The 17966-nt window shown below is 32.2% G+C and carries 16 protein-coding genes; 3 read left to right on the plus strand and 13 right to left on the minus strand.

Annotation, left to right across the window (positions count from 1 at the left end):
- Positions 1 to 2: 2 nt before the first annotated feature.
- Positions 3 to 1895, plus strand: coding sequence for a UvrD-helicase domain-containing protein (locus H2O64_RS09980; RefSeq protein WP_187562047.1), 1893 nt, complete (start codon positions 3 to 5; stop codon positions 1893 to 1895).
- A gap of 129 nt (positions 1896 to 2024) precedes the next feature.
- Here the strand turns inward: H2O64_RS09980 and H2O64_RS09985 are convergent, their stop codons facing one another.
- The 8 genes from H2O64_RS09985 to H2O64_RS10015 form a co-directional block, all read right to left on the minus strand.
- The gene (locus H2O64_RS09985; protein ID WP_187562048.1) at positions 2025 to 2942 is read right to left on the minus strand and encodes a tetratricopeptide repeat protein; all 918 of its coding nucleotides are present in this window, start codon (positions 2940 to 2942) and stop codon (positions 2025 to 2027) included.
- Between the two features lie 233 nt (positions 2943 to 3175).
- Positions 3176 to 3898, minus strand: coding sequence for a T9SS type A sorting domain-containing protein (locus H2O64_RS09990; RefSeq protein ID WP_187562049.1), 723 nt, complete (start codon positions 3896 to 3898; stop codon positions 3176 to 3178).
- A 132-nt stretch (positions 3899 to 4030) separates the two neighbouring features.
- Positions 4031 to 6208, minus strand: a complete 2178-nt coding sequence (locus tag H2O64_RS09995) for a T9SS type A sorting domain-containing protein (protein WP_187562050.1) — start codon at positions 6206 to 6208, stop codon at positions 4031 to 4033.
- A gap of 57 nt (positions 6209 to 6265) precedes the next feature.
- Positions 6266 to 7480, minus strand: a complete 1215-nt coding sequence (locus tag H2O64_RS10000; RefSeq protein WP_187562051.1) for a multidrug effflux MFS transporter — start codon at positions 7478 to 7480, stop codon at positions 6266 to 6268.
- Positions 7481 to 8319: 839 nt separating this feature from the next.
- Positions 8320 to 9414: a PGAP1-like alpha/beta domain-containing protein gene (locus tag H2O64_RS10005; protein ID WP_187562052.1), complete on the minus strand. Its 1095-nt coding sequence runs from the start codon at positions 9412 to 9414 to the stop codon at positions 8320 to 8322.
- Between the two features lie 241 nt (positions 9415 to 9655).
- Positions 9656 to 10069: a hypothetical protein gene (locus H2O64_RS10010; protein ID WP_187562053.1), complete on the minus strand. Its 414-nt coding sequence runs from the start codon at positions 10067 to 10069 to the stop codon at positions 9656 to 9658.
- Between the two features lie 145 nt (positions 10070 to 10214).
- A complete protein-coding gene (locus H2O64_RS24195; RefSeq protein WP_262890640.1) occupies positions 10215 to 10346 on the minus strand; it encodes a hypothetical protein in 132 nt (43 codons plus the stop codon).
- 175 nt (positions 10347 to 10521) lie between these two features.
- Positions 10522 to 10731, minus strand: coding sequence for a helix-turn-helix transcriptional regulator (locus H2O64_RS10015; RefSeq protein ID WP_187562054.1), 210 nt, complete (start codon positions 10729 to 10731; stop codon positions 10522 to 10524).
- Between the two features lie 193 nt (positions 10732 to 10924).
- On the opposite strand from H2O64_RS10015, the gene H2O64_RS10020 reads away from it, so the two are divergent.
- The gene (locus H2O64_RS10020) at positions 10925 to 11122 is read left to right on the plus strand and encodes a hypothetical protein (RefSeq protein WP_187562055.1); all 198 of its coding nucleotides are present in this window, start codon (positions 10925 to 10927) and stop codon (positions 11120 to 11122) included.
- A 199-nt stretch (positions 11123 to 11321) separates the two neighbouring features.
- Here H2O64_RS10020 and H2O64_RS10025 read toward each other — a convergent pair whose 3' ends face one another.
- Positions 11322 to 11483 (minus strand): YodC family protein, encoded by a 162-nt coding sequence (locus H2O64_RS10025; RefSeq protein WP_187562056.1) that lies wholly within the window; start codon positions 11481 to 11483, stop codon positions 11322 to 11324.
- Between the two features lie 167 nt (positions 11484 to 11650).
- Positions 11651 to 12187 carry a GNAT family N-acetyltransferase gene (locus H2O64_RS10030; RefSeq protein ID WP_187562057.1) on the minus strand — a complete coding sequence of 179 codons (537 nt, stop codon included), beginning with the start codon at positions 12185 to 12187 and terminating at the stop codon, positions 11651 to 11653.
- A gap of 356 nt (positions 12188 to 12543) precedes the next feature.
- Between H2O64_RS10030 and H2O64_RS10035 the strand changes: the two genes are divergently transcribed.
- Positions 12544 to 12879: a winged helix-turn-helix transcriptional regulator gene (locus H2O64_RS10035; protein WP_187562058.1), complete on the plus strand. Its 336-nt coding sequence runs from the start codon at positions 12544 to 12546 to the stop codon at positions 12877 to 12879.
- Between the two features lie 105 nt (positions 12880 to 12984).
- Here H2O64_RS10035 and H2O64_RS10040 read toward each other — a convergent pair whose 3' ends face one another.
- The 3 genes from H2O64_RS10040 to H2O64_RS10050 all read right to left on the minus strand — a co-directional run bounded on the left by H2O64_RS10040 (position 12985) and on the right by H2O64_RS10050 (position 17942).
- Positions 12985 to 14364: an MltF family protein gene (locus tag H2O64_RS10040; RefSeq protein WP_317173823.1), complete on the minus strand. Its 1380-nt coding sequence runs from the start codon at positions 14362 to 14364 to the stop codon at positions 12985 to 12987.
- A gap of 249 nt (positions 14365 to 14613) precedes the next feature.
- Positions 14614 to 15765: a DUF7486 family protein gene (locus H2O64_RS10045; RefSeq protein ID WP_187562060.1), complete on the minus strand. Its 1152-nt coding sequence runs from the start codon at positions 15763 to 15765 to the stop codon at positions 14614 to 14616.
- A 188-nt stretch (positions 15766 to 15953) separates the two neighbouring features.
- Positions 15954 to 17942: a serine hydrolase gene (locus tag H2O64_RS10050; protein ID WP_187562061.1), complete on the minus strand. Its 1989-nt coding sequence runs from the start codon at positions 17940 to 17942 to the stop codon at positions 15954 to 15956.
- Positions 17943 to 17966 lie beyond the last annotated feature (24 nt).

The following is a 17966-nucleotide window of genomic DNA, read 5'->3' on the forward strand; positions in this document are numbered from 1 at the left end:
AAATGGTAACAGAATCAAATATAAATATTGATGATATAGTTGAAAAAGAAATTAAAGATAACTTGGATTTTAATAACCCTAAAAGCTTTTTTCTTTTTGCTGGAGCAGGTTCTGGAAAAACCAGAACATTGACTAATGTGTTAGATTTTATAAAGGATGAACATAATGATCGTCTAAAATTGAATAATCAAAAAATAGCAGTTATAACTTATACAAATGCAGCATGTGATGAAATTAAAAGTAGAATAGATTATAATCCATTATTTAATGTTTCTACTATACATAGTTTTACATGGGATCTTATTAAGCATTTTACTATAGACATAAAAAAATGGTTGACTAGCAAATTAAAAGTTGACATTATTGATTTAGAGGATAAACAAAGTAGATCAAGAGGTATTAATAAAACCTCAATTGATAGAGCAAAAAAAATAGAATCAAAGACTAAAAGATTATTAGTACTCAAAGATATTCAAGAATTCGTTTATAGTCCTAATGGAGATAACATTAGTAAAGATTCATTAAATCATAGCGAAGTCATTGAGTTAGGTGCATTCTTCCTTAATAATAAAGAATTAATGCAATATATATTAGTCAGAAAATATCCAATATTATTAATTGATGAAAGTCAAGACACTAATAAAAGTTTAATGGAATCATTTTTTACTGTACAAAAGCAACATAAAGATTATTTCACACTTGGCATAATTGGAGATATGATGCAGCGTATTTATTTGGATGGAAAAGAAAAATTGGAAGACGATATACCTACAGACTGGCTGACTCCCAAAAAGCAACTTAATCATCGAAGTCCAAAAAGAATAGTTAAGTTGATAAATAAAATAAGAGAAGAAGGAGATAAGCAACAACAAAAGCCAAGAAGTGATAAAGGAGAAGGTTTCGCCAGACTTTTTGTAGTGCAAATTCCATGCTCTGACAAGAAAGTTATTGAGAAAAGTATAGCTGAAAAAATGGTTAGCATTACAGACGATAAGAAATGGTATGGAGAAGATTCTGAAGTAAAAACATTAACGCTTGAGCATCATATGGCAGCAAGAAGAATGGGCTTTGATGATTTATTTCTTCCACTTTATAATACAAATAAAATAAAACAAGGAGCTTTAGATGGCACTCTTTCGGGAATAAGTTTTTTTACAAATACAATTCTTCCATTATTTAATGCTTGGGAAAATGAAGATAAATTTGAAATAGCTCGAATTGTAAAAGAAAAATCTCCAATTATAAGTAGAGATATGCTTAAAAGATCAAAGGAGCAGAGCAAATTGATTGAAAAGGCGAATAAAGCGGTAAGTAAATTATTTTCTTTGTGGGATGATAATATTCCAACATTACTGGACATACTAAAATATATAGCCAATTCACGTCTTTTTGTTATTCCAGATTCTTTAATTCCAATTGCAAATAGAACTCAAGAAGAATTATTAATTATTGAAAAAGCAGAAAGTCAAGAGGGAGAAGAAGATAAAGATGATGTTATAGAAGCATGGGATAAAGCACTTTCAGCAACTTTCGACCAAGTAGCACTATACCAAAAATATGTTACAGATGAGGCTAACTTTGGCACTCATCAAGGTGTTAAAGGAAGAGAGTTCGAAAGAGTAATGGTAATATTAGATGATTCCGAAGCACGAGGAAATTTATTTAATTATGAAAAATTACTTGGAGTTAAAGGACATACTGCATCTGACATTAGAAGGATGGAAGAAGGTAGAGAAACAAGTTTGGATAAAACATTAAGACTACTTTATGTTACGTGCAGTAGAGCCAAAGAAAGTCTTGCAATTGTAGCATATACAGCACAGCCAGAATTATTTGCAAGAAATATAGTAGATATGAAATGGTTTGTGAAAGAAGAAATTGAATTTATAAAATAATAAAAACAAATAATTCTTTTATTCAATACTATTGTAGTTCATTAGATATTAACAAGTCCTTTTTGCAGCTTCAAATAAATTTTAATTAAAATCCCTAGTGTTCGGTTATAACTACGATGACCACATAAATTAGTCATCACAACCATGTTGAAGAACCTCTATCGCCATTAAATCCCTCCATACAGGATGCCCAAAATTTTTAGGCGAAATTCTAAATAATATGATGGATTTGTTATTTTGATCACACAAGGTTTGTTCAATATGAAAGTTTAACTCTAGTGGTTTTCTAGTAATAAAAGTATCGTAAATGGTTGCTTTGCCAATAAAATTACCAGCTTCATTTTTTGTGATTTCTACAGTTATTTTAGGTAATACAAAGGCTGGTTCTTTGTTAACACCTTCTAATAAACCATCGTAATACTTTTTTATATAGTCTTCTACTTGTGCTATTGTTAACACCTTGTCAATATTGACTTTCCATGCAAAAGCGTAGGTCCAAAAATGTGGGCTTTTGGTATCATTCCAACCTTTTGGAAAGCGTGCATCTTCAAAACCTTTCAATTTAATATCTGGAGCAAAGTGTAATGGAATCGCAAATAATTCTTTTCCCCAAGAATCGTCTGTCTTTATTAAATCTGTACTATACGTAACGCCTAATTTTTTAAGCATTTCAATCGCATTATTGTTTTTTGGATTTAACTCTAAAGACTTTTTATAGTTGGTGATCGCTTCCTCATTTTTTCCAAGCGTCATGAGTGCTTCTGCATAACTATCGTACGGATTGTCTCTGTCTGGAAATACTTCTGTACTTAACTTGAAAATTTTGGCTGCATCTTTAGCATTTCCTGCGTGTAAAAATTTGTATCCTGCAACAATAAGTTCCCGTTCGCTTGCATGATAATCTGTCGAATCTTTATGATCTCTGTAAAACTGAATTCCTTTATCAACACCATCTTTTTCAATAGTTTCAACCATAAATTTAGCCAAAGGTATCAAAGGAAAATCATACGGTTTGTCATATAATATCCCTGTGATTGCTGTTGTCATAGACGTATGAAAGTATAGGCGTGGAAAGTGTCAAAAAAATGTAAAATAAGTGTCAATTGTTGTAAAATAGCAGCAATACTTCTTCTTGATATAATTTTCTATCTATCTCGACTGAGCTTGATATGACAGAAAATCACTCGAAATGACGCTTGGTTATATTTTTGATTTCTGAGTTTGTATAGAAATAAAAGAAATTATTAGTGGATTCGTAGCAAAGAACAAATAGAATGATACTATTTCTTAATAAACTTATGTGTAAATTTTCCTTTATCAGTAACGATTTCTAAGAAATAAACACCTTTAGCTAAAGACTTCACATCTAACGCGTTATTGCTATTTTTAGCTTCTTTTATCTTTTGTCCTTGAATGTTATGAATCACAAAGGATTTAATTTGTTCGTTGGCAATGGTCACATATAATGTTTCAGCAACTGGGTTTGGAAATATCCGTATTTCAGTACTACTATTTTCTTCAACGCTCAAAGGTTGACTTTGTAGATAAATTCCACTCATTAATGGATGTTCTAAATCTAAGTAATCAACACCATTTACTGTTCTTAATATATACGTTAGTTCCCCTGAATCAAGCATCCAGAAAAATCTCCCTTCCCAAAAATCATACGCATTAGAACAATAGTCAGTGCCTGTTGTACTTGTATTCATATTGACAATTCCATAGAAATTAGTATAGGTACCATACGTAGCTTGTACTTGGAAGGTATTGCAGCCACTAAATCCTATGATGTTTATGGCATCGCCCGTATCAAGAAATGTAATTGTAGCAGGTTGTGTGATGACAGCTGGAGGATAATGGCGCGTAGGATTAAAGTCATTAATAACATAGCTCATATACCAAGTCCGTAATAGATCAGGGTCTTGCGCAAAAGTTTTATGTGTTGTGAAACACAAAAGTAAGATGAATACAATTTTGGTGTAGAATTTTTTAGTAGAATACATGGTTGGTTTTAATATATTCTTTAAAGTTAATAAAATTATTCTTACATATAGATTAGAAACTTACAAAAGAATCAGATGTATAATTATCTGCTTCAATAAAACACTGATTTTAAACAACTAAATTACTGTATTTTAATTCTTTATAACTTTTTCTTGAAGTATTACTTTACCATTAAAATCATAAGCTTTTAGGAAGTAAATTCCTGTTTGTAAGTTTGGAATTTTGAATGTTTTTTGATTGGAATTGATGATTTCCGTAAACAATAAACGTCCGTCAATACTGTAGATTTCCAAGTTTGATACTTGATCGTTTTCGGTTTCAATCGTTAATTGATCAGTGAATGGAACAGGATAAATTCTAGTAGTTTTTGTGTCAAATTCTTCTGTACTTAATACAAAATATTGATTTGCTTTGTTGAATGCATCAATACCTATTTTTTCTCCTATGATGCGTCCGCGAATGTCATCAATCGGAGGATGAATTCCGCCCCAAATTCTTGATAGACTCGTTTGATCTGAAGCATCACGATAAGTTGCCCATTGTAGTGTGAATGGCGCACTTGGTCCTTTTTCAAAGACTAAGAAATTATCTTGTGGAATGTCAAATGTTCCCATCCCGCCAGGAAAATATTCATCGCCTGTGAGTAAGGTTAGTACTTCTGCGGCAGCTCTTGAAAATGTAGAATGTCCGGAAACATAACCCGCAAACGGCGGTGTTACAAAGGTTCCACGTTGATATGGCCACCATTTGGATGCTAAAATCCAATCTACACCCGCAATGTCTGTGGTTGGATCATTGATATAATCAGGTCCTTTCCAAGCGTATACTTTTAGTTTTCCAACATTTTCATCAGCAGTGCCAGCTAAAGCGTCACCAGTTTCTATGAGTTCAATATATCCCGGAATTAATGGCAAACCATGCGGATCGTAGCTTGGGAGCGTATTATCTGAACTTTGTCCTTTTCCAGCCATATACCGAATTGCCGAAATTGGTCGTACATAATCGTAATATCCTTTGAGTCCCCAAGTATTTATCGCTGCATCATGCATTGCGCCGCCGAGCACTAAATAACATTTTACATCCCATTGTAAATCATCTAAGATTGGTCCAGAACCGTTCAAACGTTTTTGTACCAATGGATGATCGCTCACATAGTTCATGATTGTAAACCAATGCCCTGGAGGCGTTTCAGAATCGGGTCCATCTGCCCAATATTCTGCTAAAACACGTGCATAATCGGCTCTTTTTACCATTTGTGGCGTGTATGGCATATTCGTCACAGGATTTAGGCTTCGACCGACACTTGGATCGCCACCTTGATAGATGTCATAGAATGCTTGATATTCTTGAAATGTTTGTGGAAACTGAGTCGTATCAAGGTTTCCGATCGCGCCGGGCGAAATGTCAATCATGGTATTATCGGCAGGATCTAAGTGTGAAGACCATAACGAAACTAGTGCAAAATGCCACTTGTAGGGATCGTCAATTCCATCATTATTGTTGGAATCTTGAATGTATTCGGGCGCACCCGGATTGTTGTAGATATAACAATCAAATCCATCATTGATGATTTCTAAATCTTCAGTTTTTAAGGAAAAAGGAATGACTTCTCCCCATTCTGGACTTAGAAAATCTGGTGTGTTTAATGGAAAAGGATTTCCACTTTGATCTATGTATACATCAAATGCTAACGGTTGCCATTTGTTGGGATTGATAGTGCTGTTATCTTCATACAGTTCCAAAATGAGCGGATTGTTTGAAGGCGTATAGAATTGATTTGCATAGCCATTTTGTTCATTGGAACCATCTTGCAAGCCAAAATTGATGATTTCATTTGCTAAATAGTTTCCTAAAGCTGCGTACGAACCAGAACTGTAATCTGTTGACGTGAAAGTTGAATCATATCCATAGGATGTAAATAGTGTTTCAAAACTCGCTAGGGAAGTGGCTGCACCTGGAGAACTTGCAAAACGATGTGTAAGTAAACGATACATCGCGTAACTTATGGTTTCGTGTTGTGCTGCGACAGGATTAGAAGGAGTTGTAATTCCGTTAAAAGCACAGGTGTAGTTTCCGTAGGTTTTCCCTAAAAATACTGTTTGTGATGGATTGTTGAAGATTACCCACGCATCATACATGGCAATTGCACTGTGAAATAGATTGCGCGCATGCACCGTTGGACGTGCAAAATCGTTACGAATAGCACTTAGTAATTCTTCATTCCAATCGCGTGCTACAGAGTGTTGCGCCTGTAAAGTTGGGGTATATAAAAGCAAGCTTAAAAAAGCTACTATGAAATAATTTTTCATTATTGGTTGATCGAGGTTGTTGCAGTAAAACTAATTAAAAGATTATGTTTTCACAAATTATGCAGCGAGTGAAAGCGATTTATTTGTAATTCTACTTAAAATCCAGAGAATCAGCAAGGAACAGCAGCCACAAATTAAGAATCCGACAAATAGAGGAGAAGCTGTTGTTTTTACAAAACCACCTATATATGTTGCAATAGGAACTGCCATGATTGTGGAAACAAAACCATTGATTGCGGCGCCAATTCCAGCAATGTGTCCGACAGGTTGCATCGCCAACGAGCGTAAATTCCCGAAAAGGAAACCTATTGAGAAAAACTGCAACCCGAAAAATGCTAATAGAATATACACATTCGGATTCGGCTGACCGTAGAAAAGTAAAAGATAGAGCATTGGAATTACCGTAAATGCAATCATAAATACTTTTACCATTGCGTACATTCCGTATTTTACAACATAAGTACCGTTTAAAAAAGTAGCAAAACCAACCGAAATTGCTAAAGCAGCAAATAGGTATGGAAATTCTTCTATCAATCCGTATTGATTTTGAAATATTTCTTGTGATGCGCTTAAATATACCATAAACGAACCTGTGATTAATCCAGAGATTATGGTAAATGCAATGGACGTTTTGAATTTCATGAATTCTTTTAAACCATTGACAAATAGTGCTGTGGAGAGTTTTATTTTGTTGTCAGGATCTAAGGTTTCTGGTTGTCGTTTCCAGAGCCATATCATGACGAATGCTCCAAAAATCAATTGACTGATAAAGATGGATTGCCAACCAAAAGCATCGAGCATTAGTTTTCCTAACGCAGGTGCAACCACAGGAACTAGAATGAAAATAGCGACAATAAACGACATTATTTTTGCCATATAATCGCCACTGAAACTATCGCGAACCATCGCAATACTAATTGTACGTGGCGCTGAGAGTCCGATTCCTTGTAATATTCGTCCGATAACCATCATTTCAACACTTGTAGCTAGGACACAAAGAATACTTGCGAGTACAAATAGGATGAATCCGACGTAGATGACTGGTTTTCGTCCGACACTATCTGAAATCGGTCCAAAGATGAGTTGTCCAAAGCCTAAACCTAAGAAAATCATTGTAATGAGTAATTGATTATCCGTAGATTGTGTGGTTCCGATGGAGATTCCAATCGCTTCTAAAGCTGGTAGAATGGCGTCAATGGAGAGCGCCACAATAGACATCAGCGATGCCATTAATATGATAAATTCTGTTTGCGATTGTTTCTTTGGAATCATTGCGCAAAAGTACAGTTTCTAGGAGAGTTTATTCTTTTTAAAAGCGAAATGTTTGTTAAATAGCTATCAATAGATTTTGACCGCTTCGCTGTCAATAGATATAAGATCGCTGCGCTTTTAGATATTAGAATAAAGACTAGATAATACCTAACTGAAAAACACAGCTTACAATTGAATATTTTTTATTCTTATCAAAAATATTTTCCTTTTAGAAGCAATAGAGGATTAGGAGATTGCTGTAAACGTTGTTGTTGCTTGTGATAGTTGAAATATTCTATTTAACATAATATAAATTATAATACATTTTTAATATAGGGATTATCCAGTGGATGATTCATATATTAAAACGATTTTAAGCCTGAAACGTTTATTTGCGGTATATGGCTTATAATTATGTTACAGTCATTTTATGACTATGCTTGTTATTATTTGCGAGCTATTTTCCCTGTCGCATAATTATAAAAATTTTCTGCGAAGAATTTTCTATAACTATGCTAACTTTTCATTTTTACAAAAACCTTTTTTGGCTTTTCGTTATGTTAAATAGCTTTTGTGTTTTAATGAGAACCTTTTGTAGTTTTTTATTTTGTCTTTTTCTTGATAAAATTACTTTAAGGAATGTATTTAATAGAATTGATTCTCAATCATTCCTATTAAATAATATAAAACTTTGGAAACAATTACGGTTCGTTCGCTATATTCTAGAAGCGTGTAGAATTATTTATATTATTCTAGAAATCAAATACAATGCAGAACTCTCAACAACAATACTGCTTCAACTCTAAAATATAGACGCTCACTCGCCTATTGTTTTGACCAAAGTTTTCTGAGGTCGTTTATTACCTTCTTAGATATATAATCAATAAAATCAAAAAAGCAATAATCAACAAGATCGAGCAACCACAGCCATTACCTGATTTTTCTTCGACAAAAATTTCACCAACCTTACGCTTACGTCGTCCTCTTTCTTTAGAAGAATTATTATTAATAAGAATCCGAGCATTTTCATATTTGATACTTTTTTTTATATCAGTAATGATTCTTTCGATCTCATAAGTTTCAGGATATTTTTCTTTGAAGAGTTTAACATCAAAAAGAAGTTTTTCGAAGTCACTTATATTTTTAGAAGTCAATAACTTTCTTCTAAATCTTTTAATTTCTTCATCGACAAATTTGTTTGTTTTAGTATGACTTTTTATTAAAAAATCTTTTAACTCTCTTTTCAGTGCTTCTAAAACAACCAAATTATCTTCTTTTGGTATGATGATACTAAAATGGTCATCATTAGAGTAAATAACATTTTGTTTATCTCTATCTAGAGCAATTGAACTATTTTTTGGCACAATGTTATCGCTCAATCCTTGAAAATATAATCGCTTTGGTAGATTTTTAGACCTAATCCATTCGTCGTTTATTTTTCTTATATTATCACTTAAAGGTGTCATACCACTAATCTGAGGATTCTTTAAAATAAGTTTTCCCAAAATAGCTAAATTAGCTCCTGAATGTGGAGATGCTAAAGAAAAATATAGTTGCACTTTAGAATTAGGAGTTTCTTGTAAATCATCTAAAATAAATTTTTTAGCAATTAAACCTCCCATGCTATGACCTATTAAAATAATGTTGTCATATTCTTTACAAAAGTATTTTACTTCTGAACTTAAAAGTTTGGCTATTTCATCTATTGAGTTGTTAACAATTCTTTGCTTTCTAAATAATGAAAAACCTTTTCTTGTAATAAAGTCTGATAATTTTGTGTAGTAGGTAAATAAACTAATATCATATCCTATATCAATGTTTCGATCTTCTAATATCATGTCAATTAGAGATTTTTCTTTACCATTTTTTACCCAAGTTGTTTCTCCTCCAACAAAACCATGAATAAAAATTATTATGTTATTTGTTTGATTTTCGTTTTTATGAAGAAATTCCATGGAGTTTTAAATTACTTGAAATAAAGAAACAGACTTCTTTTGTTTTAAATTTTAATTAATCACTTAGTAGAAACTAATAATTCTCTAATATCCACATCTAATATTTCTGCGATCTTTTTTAAATCCTTTAAATCCTTTAAATCCTTTAAATGTGGTTGAGATTTATTGTTGCAAAATGAAGTTTATGCTGCATAAAAGCAAACTTTCGAAAATTTATTAAAACCTGCGGAAGTGCGAAGTATTATGTTTTCTTTTTTAAGTAATTTACAGACTGAGGATTATCAGATTTATTACTTCTCATTAATGCGTGATGATACAAATCTAAATTATTATTTTTAAGATAATTTACAGACTGAGGATTATCAGATTTATTACTTCTCATTAATGCGTGATGATACAAATCTAAATTATTATTTTTAAGATAATCTACAGACTGAGGATTATCAAATTTATTACTTCTCATTAACGCGTGATGATACAAATCCAAATTATTATTTTTAAGATAATTTACGGATTGGAGATTATCAGATTTATTATGCCTCATTAATGCGTGATGATATAAATCTATACGCTTGAAATCAGTATTGTTATTCTGTGCAAATATAGAACTTGATATAAAAATTGTAACGTAAATTATATATTTCAAATTTTTCATTGTATCTAAATTGTATCTAAGGTGTTTATAATAAAAATTCTTATTATTTCTCTTATTACTAAAGATTTAACTATTGTTAAAATTATAATCAAAAATATCCATAAGTTATAATATCCAAGAAGTGATCAATAATTCAGAATTTTTTCTATTTGGTTGATTTGCTAGGTTTTAACGAAGGTTTGTTACCTGGAGTATCTTTATTATCTCTTCTTCTTTTGTCAAGACTACCATCTTTCTTTTTAGGCTTTGGTCCTGGTTTAATTGCTTGAATTTCCATATTCTACTGAATTTTAATTATTTGTAATTTATATTACTATATTCTAATTCAAAAATAATTGAAATTGTAGATAATACTTTACGGGAATCCATAATAGACAAGAAAAGTTTAGAATTAGCGTTTATTCCAAACTACATTAAAAAATATCTGAGGTCGTTTGACTTTCGATTAATGATTATTCTTTTGTAGAAACTAACAACTCTCTAATATCTATATCTAAGATTTCTGCGATCTTTTTTAAATCCTTTAAATGTGGTTGAGATTTATTATTGCAAAATGCAGTTACAGAAGTTGTACTTTTTCCAAGTTCTTCTGCAAGCCAAACTTGCGATTTTCCTTGAATTACTAATACTTCTTTTATTCTATTTATTCTTTCTACTGCCATATTTGTTGTTGTATTCTTCTCTAAATATATAATACATTCTTAATAAAACATAAGTTTAGATTACATTTTATTAATTTAAACTTGCGTTTATAAAAATTAAATTATAAGTTTGGGTTAACTTTATATAAGTATAAATTATATAAATGTAATTTTTAGTTAAATATTTATTGTTAATAATTTTATTCCAAACTTTATGCCATTTCCAAAATACACAAAAGCAGACTTAGAGAAAATCGTTTATACACAACTTGATAACTTAAATGCAATTCACGATTTATTAAAGATTATGAAGCTTCAAAATGAACTTATCGAGAATGCTAATAGAAAATTAAAAGATGAAATTATAGATTTTAAGAAACGTGTTAATTATGGAACTGGGAAGTTTGAGTGATAAAAATTTCAAAGGTTTTTAAATCTATGAAAGTATCTAAATGAGGAAAACCTCTAATTAGAGGTTTTCCTTGTTGTGAGGATGGGATTCGAACCCACGGAACGTTAAAACGTTCAGTTGTGTTTCAAACAACCACAATCGGCCACTCTGTCACCTCCGAAAAGATTATTATTCCTCTCGGAAGTAAAAGGTTTGCAATTTAGTTGTCTAATTCTAGTACGCCCTTCTCAAAATCACCATGAATTAATTCTTCATTTTTAAACCATTGACAATATACATTATTACTGAGTACATTATAAATAGTCATTCTTGGTCCACCTGACTTTAGTATTACTACATCTCCAATTTTTAATTCTTCCATATTATATCTAAGATTTTAATTCATTGTAGTAATAGGCAAAAGATATACCAAAAAAAAATCTTAGTAAAAAGTAAGACATTATGACATATTTATGATTGTTGTGTTAATCTTTTGGCATAATATAATTTAAATACCATTCCACAACTATTCCACTTCGCTCCTACGTATTATAAAGGGTTTTCGCTATAGATCATTTTTTTTGAGAAAATGATATTTTCATATTCTTTTCCATTGACCGAAAAATTTAATTCTCCAACATTTTTAAATTCATTCCGCTCATAGAATCTAATGGCTCTACTGTTTTTTATGTAAACAGAAAGCCACATGGTATCCAATCTTAACTCTTTGGCTCTTTCTTCAACAAAAGTAAGTAACTGATGTCCAATTTTCAACGGGATGAAATCATCTAAGATGAAGATCCTTTCAAGACGACAATTGTTTAGAGAGACAATACTTTCCTGTTTTGCGTTTAGTATTAATTTTGCGTAACCAACAGGTAAATCATCGACATACATAATGTAGAAAAGGTTCTTAGGATTGTTTATATTTTGTTTCGTTTTAGAAACTGAAAAGTTCTCGTCTAAGTATTTTAATAGATTGCTTTTATCATCTATATAATGACCATGAGATTCTGCCCACGTTATTCTTCCTAAAAGTGCTAAAATGGCTGTATCTGCTTCTTCAGCTATTTTTATTTTAATCATTGTTATTCTTTTTAATTTTTAATCGTTTTAGATGATACCCATGTAGAAATACAGCAATAGTGCATCCTACAATTATTGGAATTGCGCTAATTAATGCACCGTATACAATGTAAATTATATTTGCGATTAGTGAGATTAACCTTAACTTATATTCTCCTTTGGTTGACATTGAATATAAATTGATGACTAGACCTCCATACCCTATACTATCAATTAAAATAGCGTTCATAGTTTATCATTTTAAGTGCTTTTGTTATTATAATTTTATTACTATACTTTATATAGTTGCAATATTAAGTATAGTATTCTATATTTGCAATAACGGTCGAAAATGATAGTTTAAATAAATTTGAAATATGTACACCTTTAACAAAAAAGAATATCCTTGTTGTACCAGTTTAGTGATGGGAATTATTGGAGGAAAATGGAAGGCTGTAATTTTATACAGCTTGAAGTATAATACGCTACGCTATAATGAACTAAGAAAAATGATGCCTACAGCTACTGAACGCACATTGAGTTTACAGTTAAAAACATTGGAAAATGATGGAATTATAAAGCGGAAAGTTTATGCCTCTAAGCCTCCTCTAAAAGTAGAATACTCCTTAACTGAATTCGGGAAAACTTTAGTGCCCGTGATACAATCTTTGGTAGATTGGGGAAATTATGTGATTGAAAATAAGTTAGATTAAGGTGTATATCTTGAGTATATCGAAAGGCTCCGCGTAAACTTGCTTGTGTAAAAATTGTTCTAGTACCTTTCGTGAAGAAACTTTTTAGAAACTTTAGATAGATAGTTATTCTAATTGAATAAATGTTTTATACTGTTCATAGCGCTCAAAGATCTTATCTACATACATTACGGGTTCAGAGCCACGTACATAACCGTGTTTTATAAAGGGCTGTTTGTAATTTTTTGGTAAGCTTAAATCTAATAGCATAGCTTCTACGTTAGCTGTCCAAATGTTTGGATCCAAGCCATTTTTCTCTGCCAGAAGTTGCGCATCCTTAACATGACCCAAGCCACAATTGTATGATGCCATTGTTAATTTAATTCTGTTGAGGGAGTCCGAAACCTCAATGAATTGGTCGTAAATTTGATTTAAATAGGTAGCACCACCTCGGATGCTTTCATTAGGGTCCGACAGGTTTTTTATACCTAAAGATTTCGCTGTTACTGGCATTATCTGCATCAACCCTTTAGCTCCTACCCATGAGTTGGCATCTGGGTCGAACTTAGATTCTTGGTAGATTACGGAAGCGAGTAATCGCCAATCCCATCCAATTTTCTTTGAATGGATCTTTATCAGGTTATCATATCTACTAATTTGATTATTCTTTAGGCTATAATACTCACTCTTGGAGCGACGTTGAAAAGAACGCTTATTTTTAAAATATTTATTATAAATAACGCGATAGTCAGTTGTATTTCTTTGCGCTTTAATCCATTTATTGATAACATCTCGGAAATTTCGAGATTTCTTCCGCGTAACCCAAGCAATACGCTGTGAAAGGGAAATGGGAACGTCAATATTTAGAATAGGCTTGTAGGAAGCGTTTATTTTGGCGAGATTTTCGTCTGCAATAGTGTATTTTATTTTTCCATCAGCCACCATATCAATGATTTCACCTGTACTTAATTCACTATCTAATGTATCGATTATAATATTGCCTCCTATTTCATTTGATAAGCTCATTAAACGCTCATAGTACGCAGAATTTAGGCGTATTGAAACAGTATCATTATTCAATTCTATAGCATCATGAATCAACTCTTTTTGCCAGGAACTCCAGGATATATCTCTATAGTTATCAGGATTTTTTTGTACAAGTACCTGCCTGGTAAGATATAAATATTCTGTAAAGTCAACCTCCCATTTGCGTTGATTGGTGATGGTCATTCCATGGGCAATCATGTCTACATCTCCTCTATTTAAGACTTCAAATTCTGAATCGAGGTTGTCAGATATAATGATTTCGAGCTTTAAATTGAGATGCGCTGCTAGCCGTTTTAGAAGCTCATACTCAAACCCCATAGCCTCTCCTCTATAAAGAAAGTAGCTCGTACTACTATAAACCACTAAAGCTCTGAGGACTCCATCTTTCTTGATATCCTCTAAGTCTCTATCAACAGAATTCGCAACGATGTTATTGAAATCCTTATCATCTTCAATCACAATAGAATTTCCTTTTTGTTGGCAGGAATTAATTAGCAGGGTTAACGTAAGTAGTGTTATGAATTGTCTAAAATAGTTCACCTCTTTTTATCAAATATAACAATATTTGATTAAACACAGATTTAACTACAATGCCTATTTTATTGGAATTGGTTTTACTGCTACTAATAGAATATAACTCATGTAACCATTGTTGGTTTGCTTAACAGTTGTGTTTCCTAAATATTTTGGTATTAACACGATAGGCGATTATTGATTAACAGCTTTTAAATGAGCATATATTGGATGTCCTTGCACTTTCATCTCTACTTTTCTATCAAAAATCTTAATACCTTTTACCTGATTAAGTTTTCCGTCTGGAGCGAAAGCTTTAACAGCATAGAATTCCCCATTTTCATTTATAGCTTTCACATGAATAATATTACCTGAACGACTAATACCTTTAATATCAAGTTTTACATTATCCTCAGTTAATGCTTTAATTTCGTATATAGTACCGTTTTTTCCAATAGCACTGATAGGTGCATACTTGTCTGTACTTTCCATTATTTTAACAGGAAGCTCGTATTTACCTACAAATGCCTTAATATTCATAAAGCTATGTTGTTTAGAATCTTGTGTTGCTTTTACATCAAATATATTGCCTTCAGCATCAAAAGCTTTCACATCTAAATTTTTACCATCAAGAGTTACCGCCTTAATATTCCAGATAATTCTTTTAAAATCTCTTTTCTTTTTCTTTTTCGTTTTTGTTTTCTTTTTTACAGGTATTTTAAAGTCATCTTCATTAGCAACTGCGTGCATCGCTACAACATGTGCGTGGACACCTACACCTTTTAAATACATTTCTCTTTCATTTTTATTAATTTTTATTCCCTTAATATCATTAAGTTTTCCGTCTGGTGAAATAGCTTTGACTCCATAGAAATCCCCATTTTTGGTAATGGCTTTCATAATGACAATATTTTCAAATCTTGCAACTCCTTTTACATCCAGTTTTTCCCCTTCTGCTGTTATTGCTTTAATGTAATACTTAGTTCCTTCATTATTTATAGCTGCAATAGGAGCAAATTTAGTATTACTCTCTAATATCTTGACGGGTAATTGCTCACCATCTACAATAGCTTTTATATCTAAGAAGCTATCTTGATCAGAGTTTTGAATTGCCTTTATGTCGAAAGATTTTCCTTCTTCATCAAAGGCTTTAACATCTAAGCTTTGTCCATCTGGGTGAATGGCTTTAACATTCCAATAGATATCGTTAGCTTTTACAATTTCCTCTGCTTCAGTTTTACTGGTTTTATCTTTTGAAGAGCTATTATTACAAGCTGTAAATAAAAATCCAAGAATAAATAAATTTAAACAGATAGTTTTAATGAATGATTGGTTTGAAGTTTTCATAATTTAACTTTTTGATTGTTTAAAATTAAAGAAATATGGTGCAAATTTTTATGATATTAGTCATATAAAAATAGATGTAAATTTATTCCATACACATGCCCACTCTTCTGCTATTGTCGTTTGTTTTAATAAAAAAAACCCGAAACAAGTTCGGGTTTATGAAAGTTAAGTTTATTATTTTATAGGGATTATTGTTTTACAAACGCTGGTATAATGATTTCAGAAATTTGAGTCATTATTTTATCTTCTCCATCATGACCAGAAATTACAATTGTTAAATCAAGTTCTTCTATCACTATTACACGTTGTCCACCGCCTCCCCAAGCAAATGTGGCATCGTAACTTTTAGGACCAACCTTTACGAGTGTTTGATACCAAAAATAACCGGAACGATAGTCTTTGGGCATCCAATCTTGAGTGGGTTTTACAATTCCACTGGTGGCTTTGGCAAGATATGCTGCAGAAATAAGCTGCTCGCCGTTTAATTTACCTTTATTGAGCACTAAATGCCCCAATTTGAGCATATCGCGAGACATGATACTTGCACGCCAACCCGCTTCTGGAAAGCCATTAATATGATTTGACCATTTATAGTTTGTAATACCGAGTTTGTCGAGTAACTCCCTTTTAATAAAGTCCTCAGCCGTTCCTGGTACAACCGCGTCAATGACCGTCATTACCAACATTGGATTATAATTTCCATACAAATACGTCTGAGACTCTGAGGTTATCGGTTCACTTTGTTCCAAAAGTGTCTGAACTAACCCTTGACCTTTTAATCGAAGGGAATCTTTCTCAATTTCTTTCCATGCATCCCTATCTATAGTCAATCCTCCCTGCATGGTCAATGCCTTATGAAGTGTGATTTTTTCGGCTCCTTTGGTCATTTTTTCAGGATCAACATCTTTTAGAAAACTAATCAAAGGTTTATTTAAGTCTTCCATGGATAAATACCCCATTTGAATAGCTCTACCCAAAACTAAACTGGTATACGCTTTTACTGCTGATGCTTGTCCATGAGGCAAGTTGATACGACCTTTTTTATAATAGGATTCAAAAACTAATTTGTTTTTGTGTGAAATGAGTAATGCATCATAGTTCCCATGTTTGCCATCAAAAATCTCTTGAGACAATTTAAGGATTTTGTTTCTGTCATTGCTACTCACCGATAATGTATCCACTGATATCCCGTCTTTTCTGTCCTCTGGAGTTGTGTTAATAAATGCATTATTGAGATGTGGAATATCCCAGAATGAGATCTCATTGTTATTACTTGAAACATGGCTCATTAAGGATGCCAACCAAGTGACACTACGAATTGCTGTCGTAGGAAATGCAATTCCATGATCACCTTCAATCACTTCTTTTAGTACAGATAAACCTCCATCTTGTCTATTTTTTAATAAACTAACGAACTCCTCGATAGGTTTAACCATCTCTTGCTCTAATGAGCCATGTGAAATAAAAACATTGGCATTCAGACTCGAGCTTCTATTTGAGGCCTCGTAAGGTCCGAATTTCGAATTTAGCTCAGATAAATAAGGAACAAGAGTTTTGATCGTTGGACTACCAATAATGTAATTGTTAAAGGTGTCAGGTTGCGTCATTAGTATATATGCGCCAAATTCACCACTCAGTGAATACCCAAAATAAGTGCGACTATTTGGGTCAGTTCGATACGTATTGTCAACATAGGTAATTACATCATTTCGAATAAAATCTAAATGTGTGTTGGCTTGACCGAATTGGTATTTTGTTTGAATTTCTGGATTGCTGTGTTTGCTTATCGAGTAATCACGAAACCTACTCACATGCGCACCTCTCTCTTTTTTTAGGTCTTCATTGATATCTAATTGCCAAGAAATTCCAACTAGAATTGCATCTTCAAGGATGTATTCTTGGCAAGCAGATAGTATTTCGCGATGCCACACAGCATCTGTATAATAAAGGACAGGATAGGTTTTAGTATTGTTCTCAGCATAATCTTCAGGCAATTCTATATAAAGTTCATAGTTTCTTTCTGTCTTAGTATCTTTTATTGGTATTACCTGAATTTGTGGTGATACTAAGGAAGTTCTTTCTTTATTTGATGTGAACTCTTTTTTATTATTTTCTTGTGCAAAGGCAGTATTTGCAAAAACAGTGATTGATAGTATTAATAATTTAATTGCTCTCATATGTATCTTCTTTTATTAGTGATA

This window comes from Kordia aestuariivivens (assembly GCF_014397005.1).
Taxonomy (GTDB): Bacteria; Bacteroidota; Bacteroidia; order Flavobacteriales; family Flavobacteriaceae; genus Kordia; species Kordia aestuariivivens.